A 17,397-nucleotide genomic window follows, 5' to 3' on the forward strand; every position below is an offset into this window, starting at 1 on the left:
TGTCTCCCAGCGGAACAAGGCGACGACGTCAGGGCAATCCCCGATGCCGCCGCCCCCTCAACCGTTCAGGAAACCCGCCGCGCCCCCGCCGAAGGCACCGCCACGAACACCCGCGGGGCCGTGAAGTCGGCGGCCGCGAAGGCCTCCTCGACCGCCTTGGTGACCGTGTCCGCGTCCGTCGCGTCGACCAGGACGATCGCTGAGCCGCCGAAGCCGCCGCCGGTCATGCGGGCGCCGATCGCGCCCGCGCTCAGGGCCGTGTCGACGACGAGGTCCAACTCCGGGCAGGAGATGCGGAAGTCGTCGCGGAGGGAGGCGTGGCCCTCGTTCAGGACGGGGCCGATGGCCCGGGTCTCGCCCGACTCCAGGAGCGCGACGACCTTCTCCACCCGGTGGTTCTCCGTCACGATGTGGCGGACCAGGCGGCGGACCTCCTCCTCGTCGCCGAGGCGGGCCAGGGCCGCGTCGAGGTCGTCGTAGGCGACGTCCCGCAGCGCGTCGACGCCCAGCAGCGCCGCGCCCTTCTCGCAGCCGGCGCGGCGCTTGCCGTACTCGCCCTCGCTGTGGGAGTGCTTGACCTGGGTGTCGACGACGAGGAGCTGCATGCCCTCGGCGGCCAGGTCGAAGGGGATCTGCTTCTGGGAGAGGTCCCGGGTGTCGAGGAACAGGGCGTGGCCCGCCTCGCAGCATGCCGACGCCGTCTGGTCCATGATGCCGGTGGGGGCGCCGACGTAGACGTTCTCCGCGCGCTGGCACAGGCGGGCCAGCTGCCAGCCCTTCAGGTCCAGCGCGAACAGGTCGTTCAGGGCCAGGGCCACGACGACTTCCAGCGCCGCCGACGAGGACAGGCCCGCGCCCGTCGGGACCGTGGAGGACACGTGCACGTCCGCACCCGTCACCGCGTGGCCGGCCTCGGCCAGGGCCCAGACGACGCCCGCCGGGTACGCCGTCCAGTTCCGGTCCGACTCGGGGGCCAGGGCGTCGAGCGTCAGCTCCACGACCCCGCCCTCGACGTCGGACGAGTGCAGGCGCAGTACGCCGTCCTCGCGGCGCGAGACCGCCGCGACCGTGGTGTGCGGGAGGGCGAAGGGCATGACGAAACCGTCGTTGTAGTCGGTGTGCTCGCCGATCAGGTTCACCCGGCCCGGCGCCGCCCACACTCCCTCCGGTGCCGCCCCGTACAGCTCCTCGAACCGCTGGGCGACAGCGACCTCTACGGCCTCGGCCTCGCTCATCCCTTTGTCCCTGACCTTTCGTACTTACCGAACTGGCTGCGCCAGCAAGTTACCTGGCCCAGCTACGTGGCCCAGTCGGCCCTGTTACTTGGCCTGCCGCTGCGCGAATTCCCACGCGTCGGCGACGATGCCCGCGAGATCCGCGCGGGACGGGTTCCAGCCGAGCCGCTCGCGGGCGGCCTGCGCGGACGCGACGAGCACCGCCGGGTCGCCGCCGCGGCGCGGGGCCACGACCTCCGGGATGGGGTGGCCCGTCACCTTGCGGACGGTTTCGATGACCTCGCGGACCGAGAAGCCGTTGCCGTTGCCGAGGTTGCAGATGAGGTGTTCGCCCGGCGTGGCCGCCTCGACCGCCAGCAGGTGGGCCTCCGCGAGGTCCGCGACGTGGATGTAGTCGCGGATGCAGGTGCCGTCCGGGGTCGGGTAGTCGTCACCGAACACCGAGATCGCGTCGCGCCTGCCCTGGGCGACCTGGAGGACCAGCGGGATCAGGTGCGACTCGGGGTCATGGCGCTCACCGCAGTCGCCGTACGCGCCTGCCACGTTGAAGTAGCGGAGAGAGACCGCTCCGAGGCCGTGAGCGGCCGCCTCACCGGTGATCATGTGGTCGACGGCGAGCTTCGAGGCGCCGTACGGGTTGGTCGGCTTCGTCGGGGCCGACTCCACGATGGGGGTCGTCTCCGGCTCGCCGTACGTCGCCGCCGTGGAGGAGAAGACGAGCTTGCGGACGCCCGCCTCGCGCATCGCGGCCAGCAGGGCCATTGTGCCGCCGACGTTGTTGTCCCAGTACTTCTCGGGCTTGACGACCGACTCGCCGACCTGCGAGAACGCGGCGAAGTGGAGCACGGCGTCGAAGGAGCCGTCCAGCCACTTGGCGGCGTCGCGGATGTCGCCCTCGATGAAGGACGCCCCGGCCGGCACGCCCTCGCGGAAGCCCGTCGAGAGGTTGTCGAGGACGACGACCTCGTGGCCCGCCTCCAGCAGATGCTGGGCGACCACGCTGCCGACGTAACCCGCACCACCCGTGACCAGGTACTTACCGCTCATGAACTCGCTACCTCTCGCAGTCGCTCGGCCGCGCGCTCCGGCGGCACGTCGTTGATGAACACGTTCATGCCGGACTCGGAACCCGCGAGGAACTTCAGCTTGCCGGAGGTTCGGCGGATGGTGAAAAGCTCGAGGTGGAGTGCGAAGTCCTCACGGACCACACCCTCGAACTCCTCCAGCGCGCCGAACGGGGCCTGGTGCCAGGCCGCGATGTACGGCGTCGGAGGCTCGCCCTCACCGAAGATCCGGTCGAAGCGCTTCAAGAGTTCCAGATAGACCTGGGGGAATTCTGTGCGCGCGTCCTCGTCGAGGGCCAGCAGGTCGGGCACGCGGCGCTTCGGGTAGAGGTGGATCTCGTACGGCCAGTGCGCCGCGAACGGCACGAAGGCGACCCAGTGCTCGGTCTCCAGGACCACCCGTTCGCCCGCCAGTTCGCTCTCCAGTACGGCGTCGAAGAGGTTCTCGCCGCCGGTGGCGTCCTTGTGGGCGGCGAGCGAACGCAGCATCAGGGCGGTACGGGGAGTGGTGAAGGGGTAGGCGTAGATCTGGCCGTGTGGGTGGCCGAGCGTCACGCCGATCTCGGCGCCGCGGTTCTCGAAGCAGAAGACCTGCTCGACGGAGGGGAGATGCGACAGCTCGGCCGTACGGTCCGTCCACGCCTCCAGCACCAGCCGCGCCTGCTCCTCGGTGAGGTCGGCGAAGGACGCGCTGTGGTCCGAGGTGAAGCAGACGACCTCGCAGCGGCCGGAGTCACCGGCCAGCGACGGGAAGCGGTTCTCGAACACGACGACGTCGTACGACGAGTCCGGGATCTCGCTGAGCCGGTCGCCCTCGGAGGGGCAGAGCGGGCACTCGTTCGCCGGCGGGTGGTAGGTGCGGCCCTGGCGGTGCGAGGCGATCGCCACCGAGTCGCCGAGGAGCGGGTCCCGGCGTACCTCCGAAGTGGTGACGGTGCGCTCCAGTGGCCGCTTGTCCACCGCGTCGCGCACGTTGTCGTCGCGCAGGTCGTAGTAGATCAGCTCACGACCGTCGGCCAGTCGGGTCGAGGTCTTCTTCACGCCGAGCTCCCCATCGTTACCGCATCAAGCGATCAAGCCAGCTTGTACCAAACAGAACCGAACACATCAAAGCACAAGCTCCCCCGCCCGTCACCACCACAATCAAACAAAGAACACCAAAGTGGAGTGAGCGCCGCATGCAGACCCCCACCTACACGGCCGCCGAGCTACGGCTCCCCACCGACTGGCTGGACTACACGATCCTGGCGATCTATTTCGTCGTCGTCCTCGGCATCGGTTTCGCCGCCCGGCGGTCGGTGAAGACGAGCCTCGACTTCTTCCTCTCCGGGCGCTCCCTGCCCGCCTGGGTGACGGGCCTCGCGTTCATCGCGGCCAACCTGGGCGCCACCGAGATCCTCGGGATGGCCGCCAACAGCGCGCAGTACGGCGTCTACACCACCCACTGGTACTGGATCGGCGCCATCCCGGCCATGGTCTTCCTCGGCCTGGTGATGATGCCGTTCTACTACGGCAGCAAGGTCCGGTCCGTGCCCGAGTTCCTGCTGTTGCGCTTCGACCGGGGCGCGCACCTGCTGAGCTCGATCCTGTTCGCCTTCGCCGCGATCCTCATCGCCGGGGTGAACCTGTACGCCCTCGCCATCGTCGTCGAGGCGCTGCTGGGCTGGCCGGAGTGGGTGTCGATCGTCGTCGCGGGGTTCTTCGTGCTGGCGTACATCACCCTCGGCGGTCTCTCCTCGGCGATCTACAACGAGGTGCTCCAGTTCTTCGTGATCCTCGCCGCGCTGATCCCGATCACGGTGCTCGGCCTGAAGAAGGTGGGCGGCTGGGACGGCCTGTCGGATTCGTTGACCGAGACCCGGGGCCCCGACTTCGTGACGGCCTGGGGCGGCACCGGCATCGGCAGCGACAACCCGCTCGGCGCGAACTGGCTGACGATCGTCCTGGGGCTGGGGTTCGTGCTCTCCTTCGGCTACTGGACGACGAACTTCGCGGAGGTGCAGCGCGCGCTGTCCGCCAGGAACCTCTCGGCCGCCCAGCGCACCCCGCTGATCGCCGCCTTCCCGAAGATCTTCATCGTCTTCCTGGTGATGATCCCCGGCCTGGTGGCGGCGGTCCTGGTCCCGAAGATCGGCACGGCCGGGTCCGACCTCCAGTACAACGACGCGATCCCGTACCTGATGGAGGCGCTGCTCCCGAACGGCGTCCTGGGCATCGCGGTGACGGGTCTCCTTGCCGCGTTCATGGCGGGCATGGCGGCGAACGTGTCGTCCTTCAACACGGTCTTCACCAACGACATCTGGGCGAGGTACGCGGTACGGGGCCGGGAGGACGCGTACTACGTGCGCTTCGGCCGCGTCATCACGGCGATCGGTGTCCTGGCCTCCATCGGCACGGCCTTCCTGGCGTCCTCCTTCTCGAACATCATGAGTTACCTCCAGACGCTGTTCTCCTTCTTCAATGTGCCGATGTTCGTCGTCTTCATCGTCGGCATGTTCTGGCGGCGCGCGTCGGTGAAGTCCGGCTTCTGGGGCCTGCTCGCGGGCACCACCGCCGCGATGATCAACTACTTCGTCCTCTACAAGCAGGACGTCATCGCCATCCCCTCCGACCAGGGCGCCAACTTCGTCTCCGCGATCGCGGGCTTCGTGGCGGGCGCGGTCGTGATGGTGGCGGTCTCGCTCTTCACCGCGCCGAAGCCGGAGGAGGACCTCCAGGGCCTGGTCTACGGCACCCGCTCCCCCGGCATGGAGGAGCCCCCCGCCGCGGGCGACGACGCCTGGTACCGCCGGCCGGCCCTGCTGGGCTGGGGCGCGGTCGTCCTGGCCGCGGCCTGCTACATCCCGTTCTCGTTCTGACCGCATCCTGACCACTGGAGGGTCCACCATGTCCGAGTACTCCGAGCGCGACGTCCAACGCGAAGTCACCGAACTGGAGGGCAAGTCCGCGACCGCGGCCCGCCTCTTCGACATCCGCCGCATCATCGGCGGCCTCTTCGTCGTCTACGGCATCATCATCACCCTCACCGGCATCACCGCCTCCGACGCCGAGATCGACAAGGCGGAGGGGGTGAACATCAACCTGTGGACGGGGCTTGGGATGCTGGCGCTGGGGGTGTTCTTCCTGGTGTGGCTGTGGTTGCGGCCGGTGGCTCCGCCGGTGGATGTGGAGCGGTTGGGGGAGGGGGACTCCGAGTGACGTCGTGTCAGGCTTCGTCGTCGAACAGGTCGGCCGCGTCGGTGACGTCGTAGGCCCGGTCCACCCAGACCTGAAGCAGGTCGGGGTCGGTGCAGCTACTCACCCGCAGCCGGACGGAGTCCGGTACCTCGATGTCGCGCCGGTCCAGGGTGCGCAGCACACTCGCGATCCGCTCCGCGATCCGTTCCTCCTCTCGCCCCTCCTCTCGCAGCGCCACCGCGACCGGGTTCTTGAAGAAGTAGTTCACCGGCATCATGAGCTCCTTCCAAACCTTCTTCGCCTGGGCGTCGACCAGGCCTGACTCGACCAGCTCCGCGTACACCATCGCGCTTTCGGGGTCCTCGGTCTTCAGGACCGTCGCGAGTGGTTCCAGTATCGCAGCGGCATCCGTGCCTTTACCATGCGTGATCGCCGAGAACACCGCGAGGGTGACGTCCCGCGCCACCTCCACCTCGTCCGCGATCACCGGTACGTTGTCCGGGCCCAGCACCAGTGGCCGTACCGTCATCGAGGGGCGGCTCCGCACCCCGAGACGAATGGGCTCCGCCGCCCAGCGGGCCGTGGCACTGCTCTGGGTGGTCACGATCAGCACCGGCTCGTAGCGGTACTTCGCGTACAGGTAGCTGAGGTAGTACGGCCAACTGCGGCGCTTGCGGTCGTCCCTCTCGCCCTGCGACTCGACGACCAGGAGATACGTCCCCTCGTCGGCCTCCGCCCGCAACAGCGTGTCCACGCGCCGCTCGACCGGCTCGATCTCCGTGAGGTCCACGTTCATGGCGGCGAACTCGTGCGGCTCGGGGAAGGGCACGTGCAACACACGCTCCAGGGCGCGGGTGAGCAGCGCGGGATCCTTCTGGAAGATCCTGTGCAGCGCCTCGTGCGACGAGGTGACCATCGGCTCTCCTTCCGATACGACGTCATCAACGAGCTACGCGGCCGAAAGTTCGCACCACACGTACTTGCCGCGATGACCGAACCGGGACGACGGCTGCCAGCCCCACACGGGGGTGTTGGCCCGCACCAGGGCCAGGCCCCGGCCCTCCTCCGCCTCGGTCAGCTCCGCCAACCGTCCGGTCGGCCGGGGCGGTTCGGGGTCGGTGTCCCATGCGCCGAGCCACAACGCGCCGTCCCTCCAGCGGACGCGCAGGGCGGCCGGACCCTTGGTGTGCAGTACGGCGTTGGCCATCAGCTCCGTCGCCAGCAGTTCGGCGGTGTCCAGGAGAGCGGTCAGGCCGTGCATCGTCAGGATCAGGCGGAGGGTGCGGCGGCTGATGGTGACGGCTCGGGGGTCGTTGGGGATGTGGAGGACGTACTCCCAGGGTTCGGTTGCGGTTCCGATTTCGGGCATGGGTGACTCCGTTCGGGGGTTGGGGAGTTGAGGGTGCGGGCGGTGGCATTGCCGCAGCCGTCGTGGCGTGACGGAGCGGTGCGCTTCCGGAGTCCCGGCGTTCCGCAGAGTGCGCGGTGCGTCACTGACGGTATTTCCTAACTTTAGGAAGATGCAACCCGCTGCCGTATTCTGACCCCCGAATGAGGTACGAACGCAGGGCAGTTGGGACGAGGAGGCTCCGGTGCCACCGAAGAGGCATCTCACGGCCCGCAGGGTGCGACTGGGCTCCGAACTGCGCAAACTGCGCGAGGCGACGGGCATGAAGGCACGGGAGGCAGCGGCGCTCCTCGGAGCCGACTCGGTCCAGATGAGCCAGATCGAGTCCGGAGTCGCGGGCGTGAGCGCCGCGCGCGTACGCCGGCTCGCCGCTCACTACGCCTGTACGGACGAAGGGTTGATCGAGGCCCTGGCAGCCATGGCGACCGACCGCACGCGGGGCTGGTGGGAGGAGTACCGAGGCGTACTGCCCCCGGTGAACCTGGACTTGGCCGAAGCTGAACACCATGCAGCGTTCCTGCGTGAGGTCGTCATCACGTATGTTCCCGGACTCCTCCAAACCCCGGACTACGCCCGAGCGGTCTTCGGGTACATGCGCCCAGAGCTCCCCGCCAGCGAGCTGACGCCCCGGGTGGAACACCGCATGAGGCGACGCACTGTCATCGAGGGGGACGCGCCCACCCCGTACGAGGCGATCGTCCACGAATCCGCCCTGCGCATCCGCGTGGCGGACCGTCACGTCTCCCGTGCTCAACTCCGGCAGATCCTGACCCAGACCGACCAGGGGCACGTCACCGTACGCGTCATCCCGATCGACCAGGACGGCTTCGGCGGTGCCGGAGCCTCGATGATGTACATGGGAGGTCCGGTCCGCCAGCTCGACACCGGACTCCGGGAAGGCGCCACCGGCACCGCGTTCATCGACGCCGACCCTCAACTGGGAACGCTTCGAACGCTTTTCCGTAAGGTGGAGGAAGCGACGCTGGACCCCGAAGCGTCCCGGGACTTCATCCACCGCTTGTCAAAGGAACTGTGAGGCGCGCCCCCATGACTCAGGCCGTGAACTGGCAGAAGTCCACCTTCTCCGGCGGCGCCGAAGGCAACGCCTGTGTCGAACTGGCCGCCATCCCTCCCCACCTGGTCGGCCTCCGCGAATCCGACACCCCCACCACCCTCCTCACCACCACCCCCACCCCCGTCACCCACCTCCTCCACCACATAAAGGGCGCACGCTGAGGCAAACCCCCGGCGCCAAGCGGGGGTTCGCCGGATGGTCGGCCTGGAGTGGGGGTTCCTACGGTGGGCGCATGCCTATGACCATCCCCCACACCGCCCGCCGGACAGCCGCGGTCGCCGCCCTCGCCCTCAGCCTGCTGGCCGGTCTCTCCCCCACCCACGCCCACGCCGAGCAGCCGGACGACGCACTGCAACGTGACGCCGATGCCCTGCGCGACGCCGGTGTCACCGGGGTGTCGGTGCGGCTGGACGGACCCCACGGCACCCGGACCGCCCTCAGCGGCGTAGGTGACCTCGACACCGGGGCGCCCGTACCCCACGACGAGTACATCCGTATCGGCAGCACGACGAAGGCGTACGTCGCGACCGTGATCCTTCAACTCGTCGATGAAGGGCGGCTATCCCTGGACGACCGCATCGAGCGGTGGCTACCGGGGTTGGTCCGGGGCAACGGCAACGACGGGCGGCGGGTCACCGTTCGCCAGATCCTCCAGCACACCAGCGGGTTGCCCGACTACATCGCGGATGTGGTGCCGGAGATGAGCGCGGCCGGATATCTCAAGCACCGCTCGACGAGGTACAGCTCACGGCAGCGCCTCGCGTTCGCCATGACGCATCCGCCGGTCTTCGAGCCGGGGAAGCGCTGGGAGTACTCCAACACGAACTACATCCTGGCTGGCATGGTGATCAAGGCCGTCGCCGGGCGGTCCTGGGACCAGGAGGTGGAGAGGCGGATCCTGCGCCCGCTGGGGCTCACACGCACGTTCAACCCGGGCGACGACCCACGCCTCCCCCGGCCCCACGCCCGTAACTACCAGCAGTTCGAGCAGGCCGGGCCGTTCACCGACACCACCCTCGCCTATCTCCCCTTCGACGGCGACGCCGACGGGGGAATCATCAGTACGGCCGCCGAGACCAACCGCTTCTTCTCCGCCCTCCTCGGTGGCAAGCTCCTCGCCCCGGCCCAGCTCGCCGAGATGCGGCGCACGGTGGCCGTACCCGACGCGCCCGAAGACGTGCCGGGCAGGCGTTACGGGCTGGGCATCTCGTGGACGCCACTGAGCTGCGGCGGCGGTTACTGGGGCCACAGCGGCAGCGGCCTCGGCTATCTGACATGGCCCGTGACCACGCCCGACGGCCGGACGTCCGTCACGGTCGCCGTCCACAGCCGACCCGCCGACGAGGACACCGCCGTACGCCACATCCGGGCCACCACGGGCCTGGTCGACCACGCCCTGTGCGACCAGGCCCAGCGGTAGCCATCACCGACACCGTCGCGAATCCCGCAGGCGCTCGGCAATTGGCAGATCAGTCTCACCGATACGCCGCAAATGGTGCGTATGGGTGAGACGAATCTGCCAATTGGCACCCTGCGACCCGGCTTCGCCGACAGCGACGTGACCATCGCCGTCGGGGCCGGTCTCCCCTACAGGTCCGGCGGCGGTGGGGAGTGCGGTACCGGGCCCGCGCGGTCCAGCAACCCCGTGCGGGCCGCGAGCGCCGCCGCCTCCAGGCGCGAACCCACGCCCAGCTTCATCAGCACCCGCTGGACGTGCGTACGTGCAGTCGAAGGCGCGATACCCATGCCCGCCGCGATCAGACGAGTGTCCTCGCCTTCCGCGACCCTCACCAACACCTCCACCTCCCTCGGGGTCAGCATCTGGAGCAAGCGCTGGCCCTCGTCGTCCGGTTGGGCCGCCGGGTTCAACAACTCGCTGAACGCGCTCTGCAGGAGTTGGGGGGCCACTGCGGCCTCACCCGCTCGGGCTTTCATGATGGCTCGCTCTACACCCTCGATGCGTTCGTCGTGGCGTACGTAACCCGAGGCGCCCGCCGCGAAGGCCGCCGCGATGCCTCGAGGGTTCGGGACCGGGCCCAGGACCAGGACCGCCACCTGGGGGCGCTCCCGCTTGATCTTGATCACCGGGTCGAAGATGCCCGGCTCGGCGGGTGTCGCCGTGCCGATGAGGCACACCTCGGGTGCCCTGGCGATCACCAGCTCCGCCACACCCGCGGCCGGCGCCGCCGCGGCCAGCACCCGGTGTCCGCGCAGTTTCAGCGCCGAGGCCAACGCCTCGGCGAGCAGTCGGTGGTCGTCGACCACCATGAGCCGCACTCCCATCGAGCCACCCACCCCCCAGTCCCCCCAATGGTCGCCAACTATGGCTGCCCACTGGTCCCCACGGACAGAAGCCCCCCGGCTCCCCCGTCTGCTCCCCGGTTCTTCATGACCCCGGAAGCTACACGCTTGTTCGACGTTACGCTCCCCCTATCGGAGAGAAGTGCCCCGGATTATCGAAATCCCTCCCATTCGAGCGTGATGAGGGATATGTACACGGCCCCGCCCCTGAGCAGGGACGGGACCGCGAGGAGAGACGGAAGGAGAGCCGGGGGCGCGTGGGGTTACTTCGCCCCGAACCCGAGCGCCGTGTACTCCTTCTCGTCCTTGGAATACGGCTCGCTGACGAGGTCCTTGCCGAGGAAGAACCGCCCGTTGGTGTAGAGCAGTTCACCCAGGGTCGGCGTCATGGCGCTGATCGCGCGCAGGACCGACTCGGAGGCCGGGGTCTCCAGAAGGACGGTCTGCTTGAGCGTCTTGCCGTCGACGGAGATGACCTGGGCACCCTTGTCGTACGGGCCGTCCTTGAAGGCGATGAGGTTCGGCCCGTCCATGCGGATCGGGAACAGCTCGAAGTCGTCGCCCGCGTCCACCCGGTCGCCGGTCGACTTACCGGTGGCCAGCGAGAAGGAGACGATCTCGTTGGTCCGGCTGAATCCGGTGCCGTCGTGGTTCTCGGTCGGCATGTACACCTTGTCGTTGCCGACATAGATGCCCCGGCAGGCCCAGACGCCGCGAACCGGGCAGTCGTAGCTGTACTTCTTGTCCGGGATCGAGATCTTCGCGCGCAGCTTGCCGTTCTCGTCCAGGGAGAAGATGTCGCTGGTGCCGGTCAGCGGGACGTCGTTGCCGGTCACCACGCCGAAGACCACCGGCTGGGTGGAGATGATCTTGGCGCGGTCGATGCCGGAGGGCAGCTTGTACGTCCACTTCACACTGCCCGTCTTCGGGTCGAGCAGCTGGATCTCGAAGGTCTCCTCGCCGTAGTCGCCGCACTTGCGGACCGCGACGAGCTGGGCGCCACCGGCGTAGCCCTCGTCCGTGCACTCGCCGGCCTTCGGCTGCCACAGCACCTTGCCGCTGTTGACGTCGAAGGCGGCGCCGCCGGAGTAGCCGCCGGCCGCGGCGACCGTCGTACCGGAGATGGTGACCTCGCCGAACGGCACCTTGCTGCCGCTGAGTTCGGCGCTCTGCGCCCACACCTGCTTGCCGGTCTCGACGTTGAACGCGATGACCTGGGTGCACGGCGGACGCTCGTCCTTGACGCGCTTGGCCTCCTCCGTCACCACGATCGCGATCTTCTCCGTGGTGATCTCACGGGAGCCCGCGCAGGTCTGACCGGGCAGGTCCAGCGTCCACTTGGCCTTGCCGGTGTCCGGCTCGTAGCCGACGATCTTGTTGAGGGCGGACTTGGCGTACGTCGTGTCCGTGAGCCAGGAGCCCTTGACGCTGTCGATGTCGTCCTTGTTCGCGACCTCGTGCGCGGGCACCTGGAAGAGGATCTTCGCGGCGGTGCTGGACGGCACCTTCTCCTGCGCCTCGGCCGGCACCTCGACACCGCCGGAGGAGGAGCCGCCGCCGGACGACGTGCCGCCGTCACCGTTCTTGGCGTCGTCCTCGCCGCCGGTCGTCCCCTCCGAACTGGCGGTGTCCTTCTTGGTGTCGTCGTCGCCCTTGGAGGAGGCGAGGTACACGCCGCCGCCGACGATGAGCGCGATGGCCGCGACCGCCGCGGTGATGATGATCGCCGTGGAGTTGACCTTCTTCTTGCCGCCGGGACCGCCTGGGGCGCCCGCGACCTGCGGCTGCATCGGCACGGTCGGCGGGGCGTAGCCGTACGGCTGCTGCTGGCCGGGTTGGCCGTAGGGGCCGGGCTGACCAGGCTGGCCGGGCTGGCCGGGCTGACCAGGCTGGCCGGGCTGGCCCGGGTAGCCGTAGCCGGGCTGCGGCGGAGGCGTCTGGGGGTAGCCGTAGCCGGGGCCCTGCGCGGGCGGGGGCGTCTGCGGCGGCTGGCCCTGGGCCGGGGGCGTCTGCGGGTAGCCGTAGCCGGCCGGGGCGGCGGGCGGGCCCTGCGGCGGGGGCGTCGGGGCGCCGTAACCGCCGGCCGGCGGAGGCGTGGGCGCGCCGAAACCGCCCTGTGGCGGGGTGTCCTGCGGCGGCTGGTTCGGAGGCGGGCCCGGCGGCTGGTTCGGCGGGGGCGGCGGCTGGGTCATGACGTGGATACCTCAGAGCGGATCTTGGAGGACAGGTGATGGACGGGTGATGGACGAATGCGGATGTCACCTACGGGCGCCAGGGCACCCCGCGGCGGTCACGCGCGTCAGTTGCCGTAGGCCAGCATCAACTTCTCCTTCGACTCGTCATTGCCCGTCAGCTGGGTGGTGGAGAGGTAGAAGCGCCCGCCCACGTAGTCGAGGGCCTTCGAGTAGAAGTCGCTCTCGATCTCCGCGGCGCTCGCCGGCATCTGCAGGAGCTTCGTCGCCTGGTGGTTCTTGCCGATGACCGGGATGGACACGATCTGGCCGCCCGCGTCGTACGACGGCTCCACGTACGCGATCAGCTTCGAACCGTCGACCTTGACGGGCGCCATCGCCACGTCGGCGGGGGACTTGACCCGCCACTTCTCCTTGCCGGTGGCGAGGTTGACCGCGACGATCTCGTTCGAGCCGTTCTTCGCCTCGGTGGGCAGGTAGAGGGTGTTCGCGTCGACCGCGACGCCCGCGCAGTTCTGCAGATCGCCGGAGAAGAGCCTGCCCTCGCAGTCGGGCGCGAACGAGTCGTCGACGTCGAGTTCCGAGCGGGTGGAGCCGTCGGCCTTGAGGGTGGAGACTTTCCACTTGTTCTCGTCCTCGTTGGTGAGGTAGAGGACGAGCGGGTTCACGGAGTAGGCGCTCTCGACCCGCCAGCCCTTGGAGATCTTCCGCGTCCACTTGGGCTTGCCGGTCTTCGGGTCGAGCTCCTGCACCTCGTCGTGCGCGTTGTCGTTGCCCGCCGCGCAGGAGGAGACGGAGATCAGGCGCGCGCCGCCGGTGAACCCGTCCGGGAAGCAGGACTGGCCGTAGTCCTTCTTGTCCCACAGCTTCTTGCCGGTGGTGACGTCGTACGCGGTCCCGGACTGCGAGCGCCCCGCCATCAGCGTGTTCCCGGCGATGGACAGCCCGATGCTGCTCGTGCCGTCGAACAGGCCGCCCTCCCCCAGCTCCGCGATCCAGCCCTTCTCCCCGGTGTTCAGGTCGATCTGCTGAAGCTGGTTGCAACTGGCGTTGCGCGACGTGCCGTTCCGCGAGGCGACGACGACATGACCGTCGGAGGTGGCCTTCGAGGTGACCGCGCAGATATTCCCCTCGAACTCGATCGCGTCCCAGGCCGGGTCGCCGTCGCCGACGTTGAACCCGAAGAGCTGCTTGTACGCCGCCTTCACCGCGACCTTGTCGGTGACCCACAGCCCGGGGGCCTCCGCACCCGAACCAGGCGCGTCGGGCGCGCTCTTGTACCAGAGCACCTTCGCCTCGCCCGCCTTGCGGTCCGCGTTGAGCTCGGTGACGTCGATGTCCTCGCCGCCGTCACCGCTGCCGTCACCGGGGTTGACGGGCGCGGACGGCGACGAGGAGGGCTTGTTGTCCGCGCTCGGGCTCGCGCTCTCCTTGGCGACCGGCTTCTTCTCACCACCGTCGTCACCGAGGCTCGCCACCGCGAACACCGTGCCGCCGACCACGAGCAGCGCGGCCACCGCGGCGCCGATGACCATCGCGGGCTTCCCCTTGAAGGGGTTCTTGGAGCCACCGCCCGACGGCGGCGGGGTGGGCGCGCCCGCGTACTGCGGCTGCGGCTGCGGGTACCCGTAACCGGCCTGCGGCGGCGGGGTGTAGGGGCCGGGCTGCTGGGGCGGGGTGTACGGGCCGGGCTGGGCGTACGGGCCGGGCTGCTGCGGATACCCGTAGCCGGGGCTCGGCACGGGCGGCCCCTGCGGTGGGGGCGTCTGCGGATAGCCGTACGGTTGCTGCGGCGGCTGGTCGGGTGGCTGAGTCATCAGCGCGTTTCCCCCTGTTCGCTGCTTTCGAGCCACCCGTGGTCACGCGTGGAATCGCTTCTCAGACGGCCTTTCTACCACTGCGAACCTGCCACACACGGCCCCGGTCGCTCCCCTGTTCCCAAGGGAGAACCGCCCCGTGATGCCCTCGTTACGCTCCTTCACGCCCCCTTCACGGGACGTACGCCCCATGTCCTATACGGCTTTTGAGGGGGTAGAGGTCATAGGGCGCCTGGTAGCCGCCGGCTGAGATAGGGGCGCGGGGCTGTGTCAATTTGCGGCTCCGCCGCGGGGCGCGATCAGCCACACACCACCCGCACCCGGCATCGCACAACAGCCCCAACGGCGAGAAGCCACACCGGGCTTCAGCTACGCGTCATCCGCCAATTCCAGCCACTGCATCTCCAGCTCCTCCCGCTGCCCCGCCAACGCCCTCAACTCCGCGTCCAGTTCCCCCACCTTCGCGAAGTCCGTCGCGTTCGCGGCGATCTGATCGTGCAGCTTGGCCTCCTTCTCGGAGATCTTGTCCAACTGCCGCTCGATCTTCTGCAGTTCCTTCTTCGCGGCGCGCACATCCGCCGCACTCTTCTGCGAGACGTCGGCAACAGCCTTCGCGGCAACCGGCGAAGCCGAAGCCGCCGCCTCCTCCATCGCGTGCCGTCGCTCGATGTACTCGTCGATCCCTCGCGGCAGCATCCGCAGCGCACCGTCGCCCAGCAGCGCGAACACCCTGTCCGTCGTCCGCTCGACGAAGAACCGGTCGTGGGAGATGACGACCATCGACCCGGGCCACCCGTCGAGCAGGTCCTCCAACTGCGTGAGGGTCTCGATGTCGAGGTCGTTGGTCGGCTCGTCGAGGAAGAGGACGTTCGGCTCGTCCATCAGCAGCCGCAGGAGTTGCAGTCGGCGACGCTCACCACCGGACAGATCGCCCACCGGCGTCCACTGCTTCTCCTTGCTGAACCCGAAGGTCTCGCAGAGCTGCCCGGCGGTCATCTCGCGCCCCTTGCCGAGGTCGACGCGGTCGCGGACCTGCTGTACGGCCTGGAGCACCCGCCAGTCGGGGTCGAGCTCGGCGACCTCCTGGGACAGGTACGCGAGCTTGACGGTCTTGCCGGTGACGACGCGCCCGGCGACCGGCTGCCGCTCCCCGTCGCTGAGCGCGGCGTCGGCCATGGCACGCAGGAGCGAGGTCTTGCCCGCGCCGTTGACGCCGACGAGGCCGATCCGGTCCCCGGGCCCGAGCTGCCACGTCAGATGCTTCAGCAGCACCTTCGGCCCGGCCTGGACGGTGACGTTCTCCAGGTCGAAGACGGTCTTGCCCAGCCGGGACGACGCGAACTTCATCAGCTCGCTCTTGTCGCGCGGCGGCGGTACGTCCTTGATCAGCTCGTTCGCGGCCTCGACGCGGAATCGCGGCTTCGACGTCCGCGCGGGCGCCCCGCGCCGCAGCCAGGCCAGTTCCTTGCGGACGAGGTTCTGCCGCTTGGTCTCCTCGGTGGCGGCGATCCGCTCCCGCTCGGCACGCGCGAAGACGTAATCCGAGTAGCCGCCCTCGTACTCGTAGACCGTGCCCTTCTGTACGTCCCACATCCGGGTGCAGACCTGGTCGAGGAACCAGCGGTCGTGGGTGACGCACACGAGCGCGGACCGGCGCTCGCGCAGGTGGTCGGCGAGCCAGGAGATGCCCTCGACATCCAGGTGGTTGGTGGGCTCGTCGAGGACGATCAGGTCCTGCTCCTCGATGAGCAGCTTGGCGAGCGCGATACGCCGCCGCTCGCCGCCGGAGAGCGGACCGATGACGGTGTCGAGCCCCTGCGGGAAGCCGGGCATGTCGAGCCCGCCGAACAGCCCGGTCAGTACGTCCCGGATCTTGGCGTTGCCCGCCCACTCGTGGTCCGCCATGTCCCGGATGACCTCGTGCCGGACGGTGGCGGCCGGGTCCAGGGAGTCGTGCTGGGTGAGAACGCCGATGTGGAGGCCGCCGGAGTGGGTGACCCGCCCTGTGTCGGCCTCCTCCAGCTTGGCGAGCATGCGGATGAGGGTGGTCTTGCCGTCCCCGTTCCGTCCCACGACGCCGATGCGGTCCCCTTCGGAGACGCCGAGGGAGACTCCGTCGAGCAGGGCGCGGGTGCCGTAGACCTTGCTGACGTTCTCGACATTGACCAGGTTGACGGCCATTACTCTCCTGCCACGGGGACGATCGACCTTCCAGAGTAGTCGGCGGGGCGGGACGCCGTGACGGGGCGCTTGGCTCGGCCTTGTGCGGCGGCGCGCAGCCGGCGGCCGCGCCGGGTGAGCCCCCAGGGCTTGAGCACCGAGATCACGGTCATGAAGACGTACGCGGTCAGGGAGACGATCGGCCCGAACAGCACCTCGCCGGCGTCGGGCAGTGTCCCGCCGGCGGCGACAGCGTCGACCGCCTCGTTTACGCCCGGCCGCAGGGCGAAGACGGTGGCGGTGAGCGTGGCCAGGGTGAGCCAGAACTTGGTGTACACCCAGCGGTGCCGTGCCAGCCCCCATTGCGTCCCCAGGGACAGCACCAGCCCGCTCAGGAACGTCAGGAACCCGACGGGGATCAGCAGCCAGTCCGCGAACAGTTTCATGGCCCGGACGGATGCCTCCACGGTCACCGCGGCGCCGGTGGTGCTCGCGGTGATCCCGAGTGCGAGCAGGCCGAGCGTGAGCCCGAGCCAGGACGCGGAGGCGGCGACGTGGAGGACGAGGAAGGCCCGGCGTACGGGTCGGCTTGTCTTCATGCGCACCACCGTGCCGGGCCGCTGCCGCGGGGTCGTCTGCCGGCGGGAGTATCCGCGGGTACCGGGTTCGGCGTACGGGGGCGCCGTGCCAGTACTCAGGGCGCCTGATAACTCGGGAGGACGGGTGGAGTGGCGGCTGCGGGTGAGTGGGGGCTGGTCGCGCCCACGCGGCGGAGCCGCATATGTCACAGCCCCGCGCCCCTAGAGGACTGGGGGCGCCCCGGCTTTTCAGGGGCGCGGGGAACTGCGCGAGCAACCCACCGCAACCCGCAGCCGCCACTCCACCCGCACCCCCACCCCACTAGACGAATGAGTCCGATGTGATCAGTGGTCGTACGCGATCAGGGATCGGGTGACCGGTGCTCCGGT

Annotated in this window: 15 protein-coding genes; 5 read left to right on the forward strand and 10 right to left on the reverse strand. The window is 69.2% G+C overall.

From position 1 onward, the window contains the following. Positions 1 to 65: 65 nt before the first annotated feature. The 3 genes from galK to galT form a co-directional block, all read right to left on the reverse strand. Positions 66 to 1,235 (reverse strand): galactokinase, encoded by a 1,170-nt coding sequence (gene galK, locus F3T56_RS34385; protein WP_149829258.1) that lies wholly within the window; start codon positions 1,233 to 1,235, stop codon positions 66 to 68. 84 nt (positions 1,236 to 1,319) lie between these two features. Next, positions 1,320 to 2,282, reverse strand: coding sequence for a UDP-glucose 4-epimerase GalE (gene galE, locus F3T56_RS34390; protein ID WP_149829259.1), 963 nt, complete (start codon positions 2,280 to 2,282; stop codon positions 1,320 to 1,322). Next, complete coding sequence (gene galT / locus F3T56_RS34395; RefSeq protein ID WP_149829260.1) at positions 2,279 to 3,340, reverse strand: galactose-1-phosphate uridylyltransferase; 1,062 nt, start codon at positions 3,338 to 3,340, stop codon at positions 2,279 to 2,281. Before galT ends, galE begins: the two co-directional genes overlap by 4 nt. Before the next feature lie 137 nt (positions 3,341 to 3,477). Between galT and F3T56_RS34400 the strand changes: the two genes are divergently transcribed. Together F3T56_RS34400 and F3T56_RS34405 are read left to right on the forward strand one after the other, a co-directional pair. Continuing rightward, the gene (locus F3T56_RS34400) at positions 3,478 to 5,157 is read left to right on the forward strand and encodes a sodium:solute symporter family protein (protein ID WP_149829261.1); all 1,680 of its coding nucleotides are present in this window, start codon (positions 3,478 to 3,480) and stop codon (positions 5,155 to 5,157) included. Positions 5,158 to 5,185: 28 nt separating this feature from the next. Beyond that, a complete protein-coding gene (locus F3T56_RS34405) occupies positions 5,186 to 5,497 on the forward strand; it encodes a hypothetical protein (RefSeq protein WP_149829262.1) in 312 nt (103 codons plus the stop codon). Between the two features lie 7 nt (positions 5,498 to 5,504). Here the strand turns inward: F3T56_RS34405 and F3T56_RS34410 are convergent, their stop codons facing one another. Next, positions 5,505 to 6,392: a hypothetical protein gene (locus tag F3T56_RS34410; protein ID WP_149829263.1), complete on the reverse strand. Its 888-nt coding sequence runs from the start codon at positions 6,390 to 6,392 to the stop codon at positions 5,505 to 5,507. A gap of 33 nt (positions 6,393 to 6,425) precedes the next feature. Then, positions 6,426 to 6,845: an ATP-binding protein gene (locus F3T56_RS34415; protein WP_149829264.1), complete on the reverse strand. Its 420-nt coding sequence runs from the start codon at positions 6,843 to 6,845 to the stop codon at positions 6,426 to 6,428. Positions 6,846 to 7,068: 223 nt separating this feature from the next. Between F3T56_RS34415 and F3T56_RS34420 the strand changes: the two genes are divergently transcribed. From F3T56_RS34420 to F3T56_RS34430, 3 genes are all read left to right on the forward strand, one after another. Further along, entirely contained in the window at positions 7,069 to 7,920 is an 852-nt protein-coding gene (locus F3T56_RS34420; RefSeq protein ID WP_149829265.1) for a helix-turn-helix domain-containing protein, read from the forward strand. 11 nt (positions 7,921 to 7,931) lie between these two features. Next, entirely contained in the window at positions 7,932 to 8,120 is a 189-nt protein-coding gene (locus F3T56_RS34425; protein ID WP_149829266.1) for a DUF397 domain-containing protein, read from the forward strand. Positions 8,121 to 8,191: 71 nt separating this feature from the next. Further along, entirely contained in the window at positions 8,192 to 9,379 is a 1,188-nt protein-coding gene (locus tag F3T56_RS34430; protein WP_246204196.1) for a serine hydrolase domain-containing protein, read from the forward strand. 167 nt (positions 9,380 to 9,546) lie between these two features. Here F3T56_RS34430 and F3T56_RS34435 read toward each other — a convergent pair whose 3' ends face one another. The 5 genes from F3T56_RS34435 to F3T56_RS34455 all read right to left on the reverse strand — a co-directional run bounded on the left by F3T56_RS34435 (position 9,547) and on the right by F3T56_RS34455 (position 17,028). Further along, complete coding sequence (locus F3T56_RS34435; protein WP_149829267.1) at positions 9,547 to 10,242, reverse strand: helix-turn-helix transcriptional regulator; 696 nt, start codon at positions 10,240 to 10,242, stop codon at positions 9,547 to 9,549. Positions 10,243 to 10,523: 281 nt separating this feature from the next. Next, a complete protein-coding gene (locus F3T56_RS34440) occupies positions 10,524 to 12,452 on the reverse strand; it encodes an outer membrane protein assembly factor BamB family protein (protein ID WP_149829268.1) in 1,929 nt (642 codons plus the stop codon). Positions 12,453 to 12,559: 107 nt separating this feature from the next. Next, on the reverse strand, positions 12,560 to 14,269 hold the full coding sequence (locus F3T56_RS34445; protein ID WP_149829269.1) for an outer membrane protein assembly factor BamB family protein: 1,710 nt from the start codon (positions 14,267 to 14,269) through the stop codon (positions 12,560 to 12,562). Between the two features lie 369 nt (positions 14,270 to 14,638). Next, positions 14,639 to 16,450 carry an ABC-F family ATP-binding cassette domain-containing protein gene (locus F3T56_RS34450; protein ID WP_149829270.1) on the reverse strand — a complete coding sequence of 604 codons (1,812 nt, stop codon included), beginning with the start codon at positions 16,448 to 16,450 and terminating at the stop codon, positions 14,639 to 14,641. Further along, a complete protein-coding gene (locus tag F3T56_RS34455; RefSeq protein ID WP_149829271.1) occupies positions 16,450 to 17,028 on the reverse strand; it encodes a DUF2269 domain-containing protein in 579 nt (192 codons plus the stop codon). Before F3T56_RS34455 ends, F3T56_RS34450 begins: the two co-directional genes overlap by 1 nt. Between the last annotated feature and the right edge of the window lie 369 nt (positions 17,029 to 17,397).

The sequence above is a fragment of the Streptomyces tailanensis genome (assembly GCF_008386495.1).
Lineage (GTDB): Bacteria > Actinomycetota > Actinomycetes > Streptomycetales > Streptomycetaceae > Streptomyces > Streptomyces tailanensis.

Coding starts and splice junctions, on each gene's coding strand:
- galK (WP_149829258.1), bottom strand. CDS start 1,235: ATGAGCGAGGCCGAGGCCGTAGAGGTCGCTGTCGCCCAGCGGTTCGAG.
- galE (WP_149829259.1), bottom strand. CDS start 2,282: ATGAGCGGTAAGTACCTGGTCACGGGTGGTGCGGGTTACGTCGGCAGC.
- F3T56_RS34400 (WP_149829261.1), top strand. CDS start 3,478: ATGCAGACCCCCACCTACACGGCCGCCGAGCTACGGCTCCCCACCGAC.
- F3T56_RS34405 (WP_149829262.1), top strand. CDS start 5,186: ATGTCCGAGTACTCCGAGCGCGACGTCCAACGCGAAGTCACCGAACTG.
- F3T56_RS34410 (WP_149829263.1), bottom strand. CDS start 6,392: ATGGTCACCTCGTCGCACGAGGCGCTGCACAGGATCTTCCAGAAGGAT.
- F3T56_RS34415 (WP_149829264.1), bottom strand. CDS start 6,845: ATGCCCGAAATCGGAACCGCAACCGAACCCTGGGAGTACGTCCTCCAC.
- F3T56_RS34425 (WP_149829266.1), top strand. CDS start 7,932: ATGACTCAGGCCGTGAACTGGCAGAAGTCCACCTTCTCCGGCGGCGCC.
- F3T56_RS34430 (WP_246204196.1), top strand. CDS start 8,192: ATGCCTATGACCATCCCCCACACCGCCCGCCGGACAGCCGCGGTCGCC.
- F3T56_RS34435 (WP_149829267.1), bottom strand. CDS start 10,242: ATGGGAGTGCGGCTCATGGTGGTCGACGACCACCGACTGCTCGCCGAG.
- F3T56_RS34440 (WP_149829268.1), bottom strand. CDS start 12,452: ATGACCCAGCCGCCGCCCCCGCCGAACCAGCCGCCGGGCCCGCCTCCG.
- F3T56_RS34445 (WP_149829269.1), bottom strand. CDS start 14,269: ATGACTCAGCCACCCGACCAGCCGCCGCAGCAACCGTACGGCTATCCG.
- F3T56_RS34450 (WP_149829270.1), bottom strand. CDS start 16,450: ATGGCCGTCAACCTGGTCAATGTCGAGAACGTCAGCAAGGTCTACGGC.
- F3T56_RS34455 (WP_149829271.1), bottom strand. CDS start 17,028: ATGAAGACAAGCCGACCCGTACGCCGGGCCTTCCTCGTCCTCCACGTC.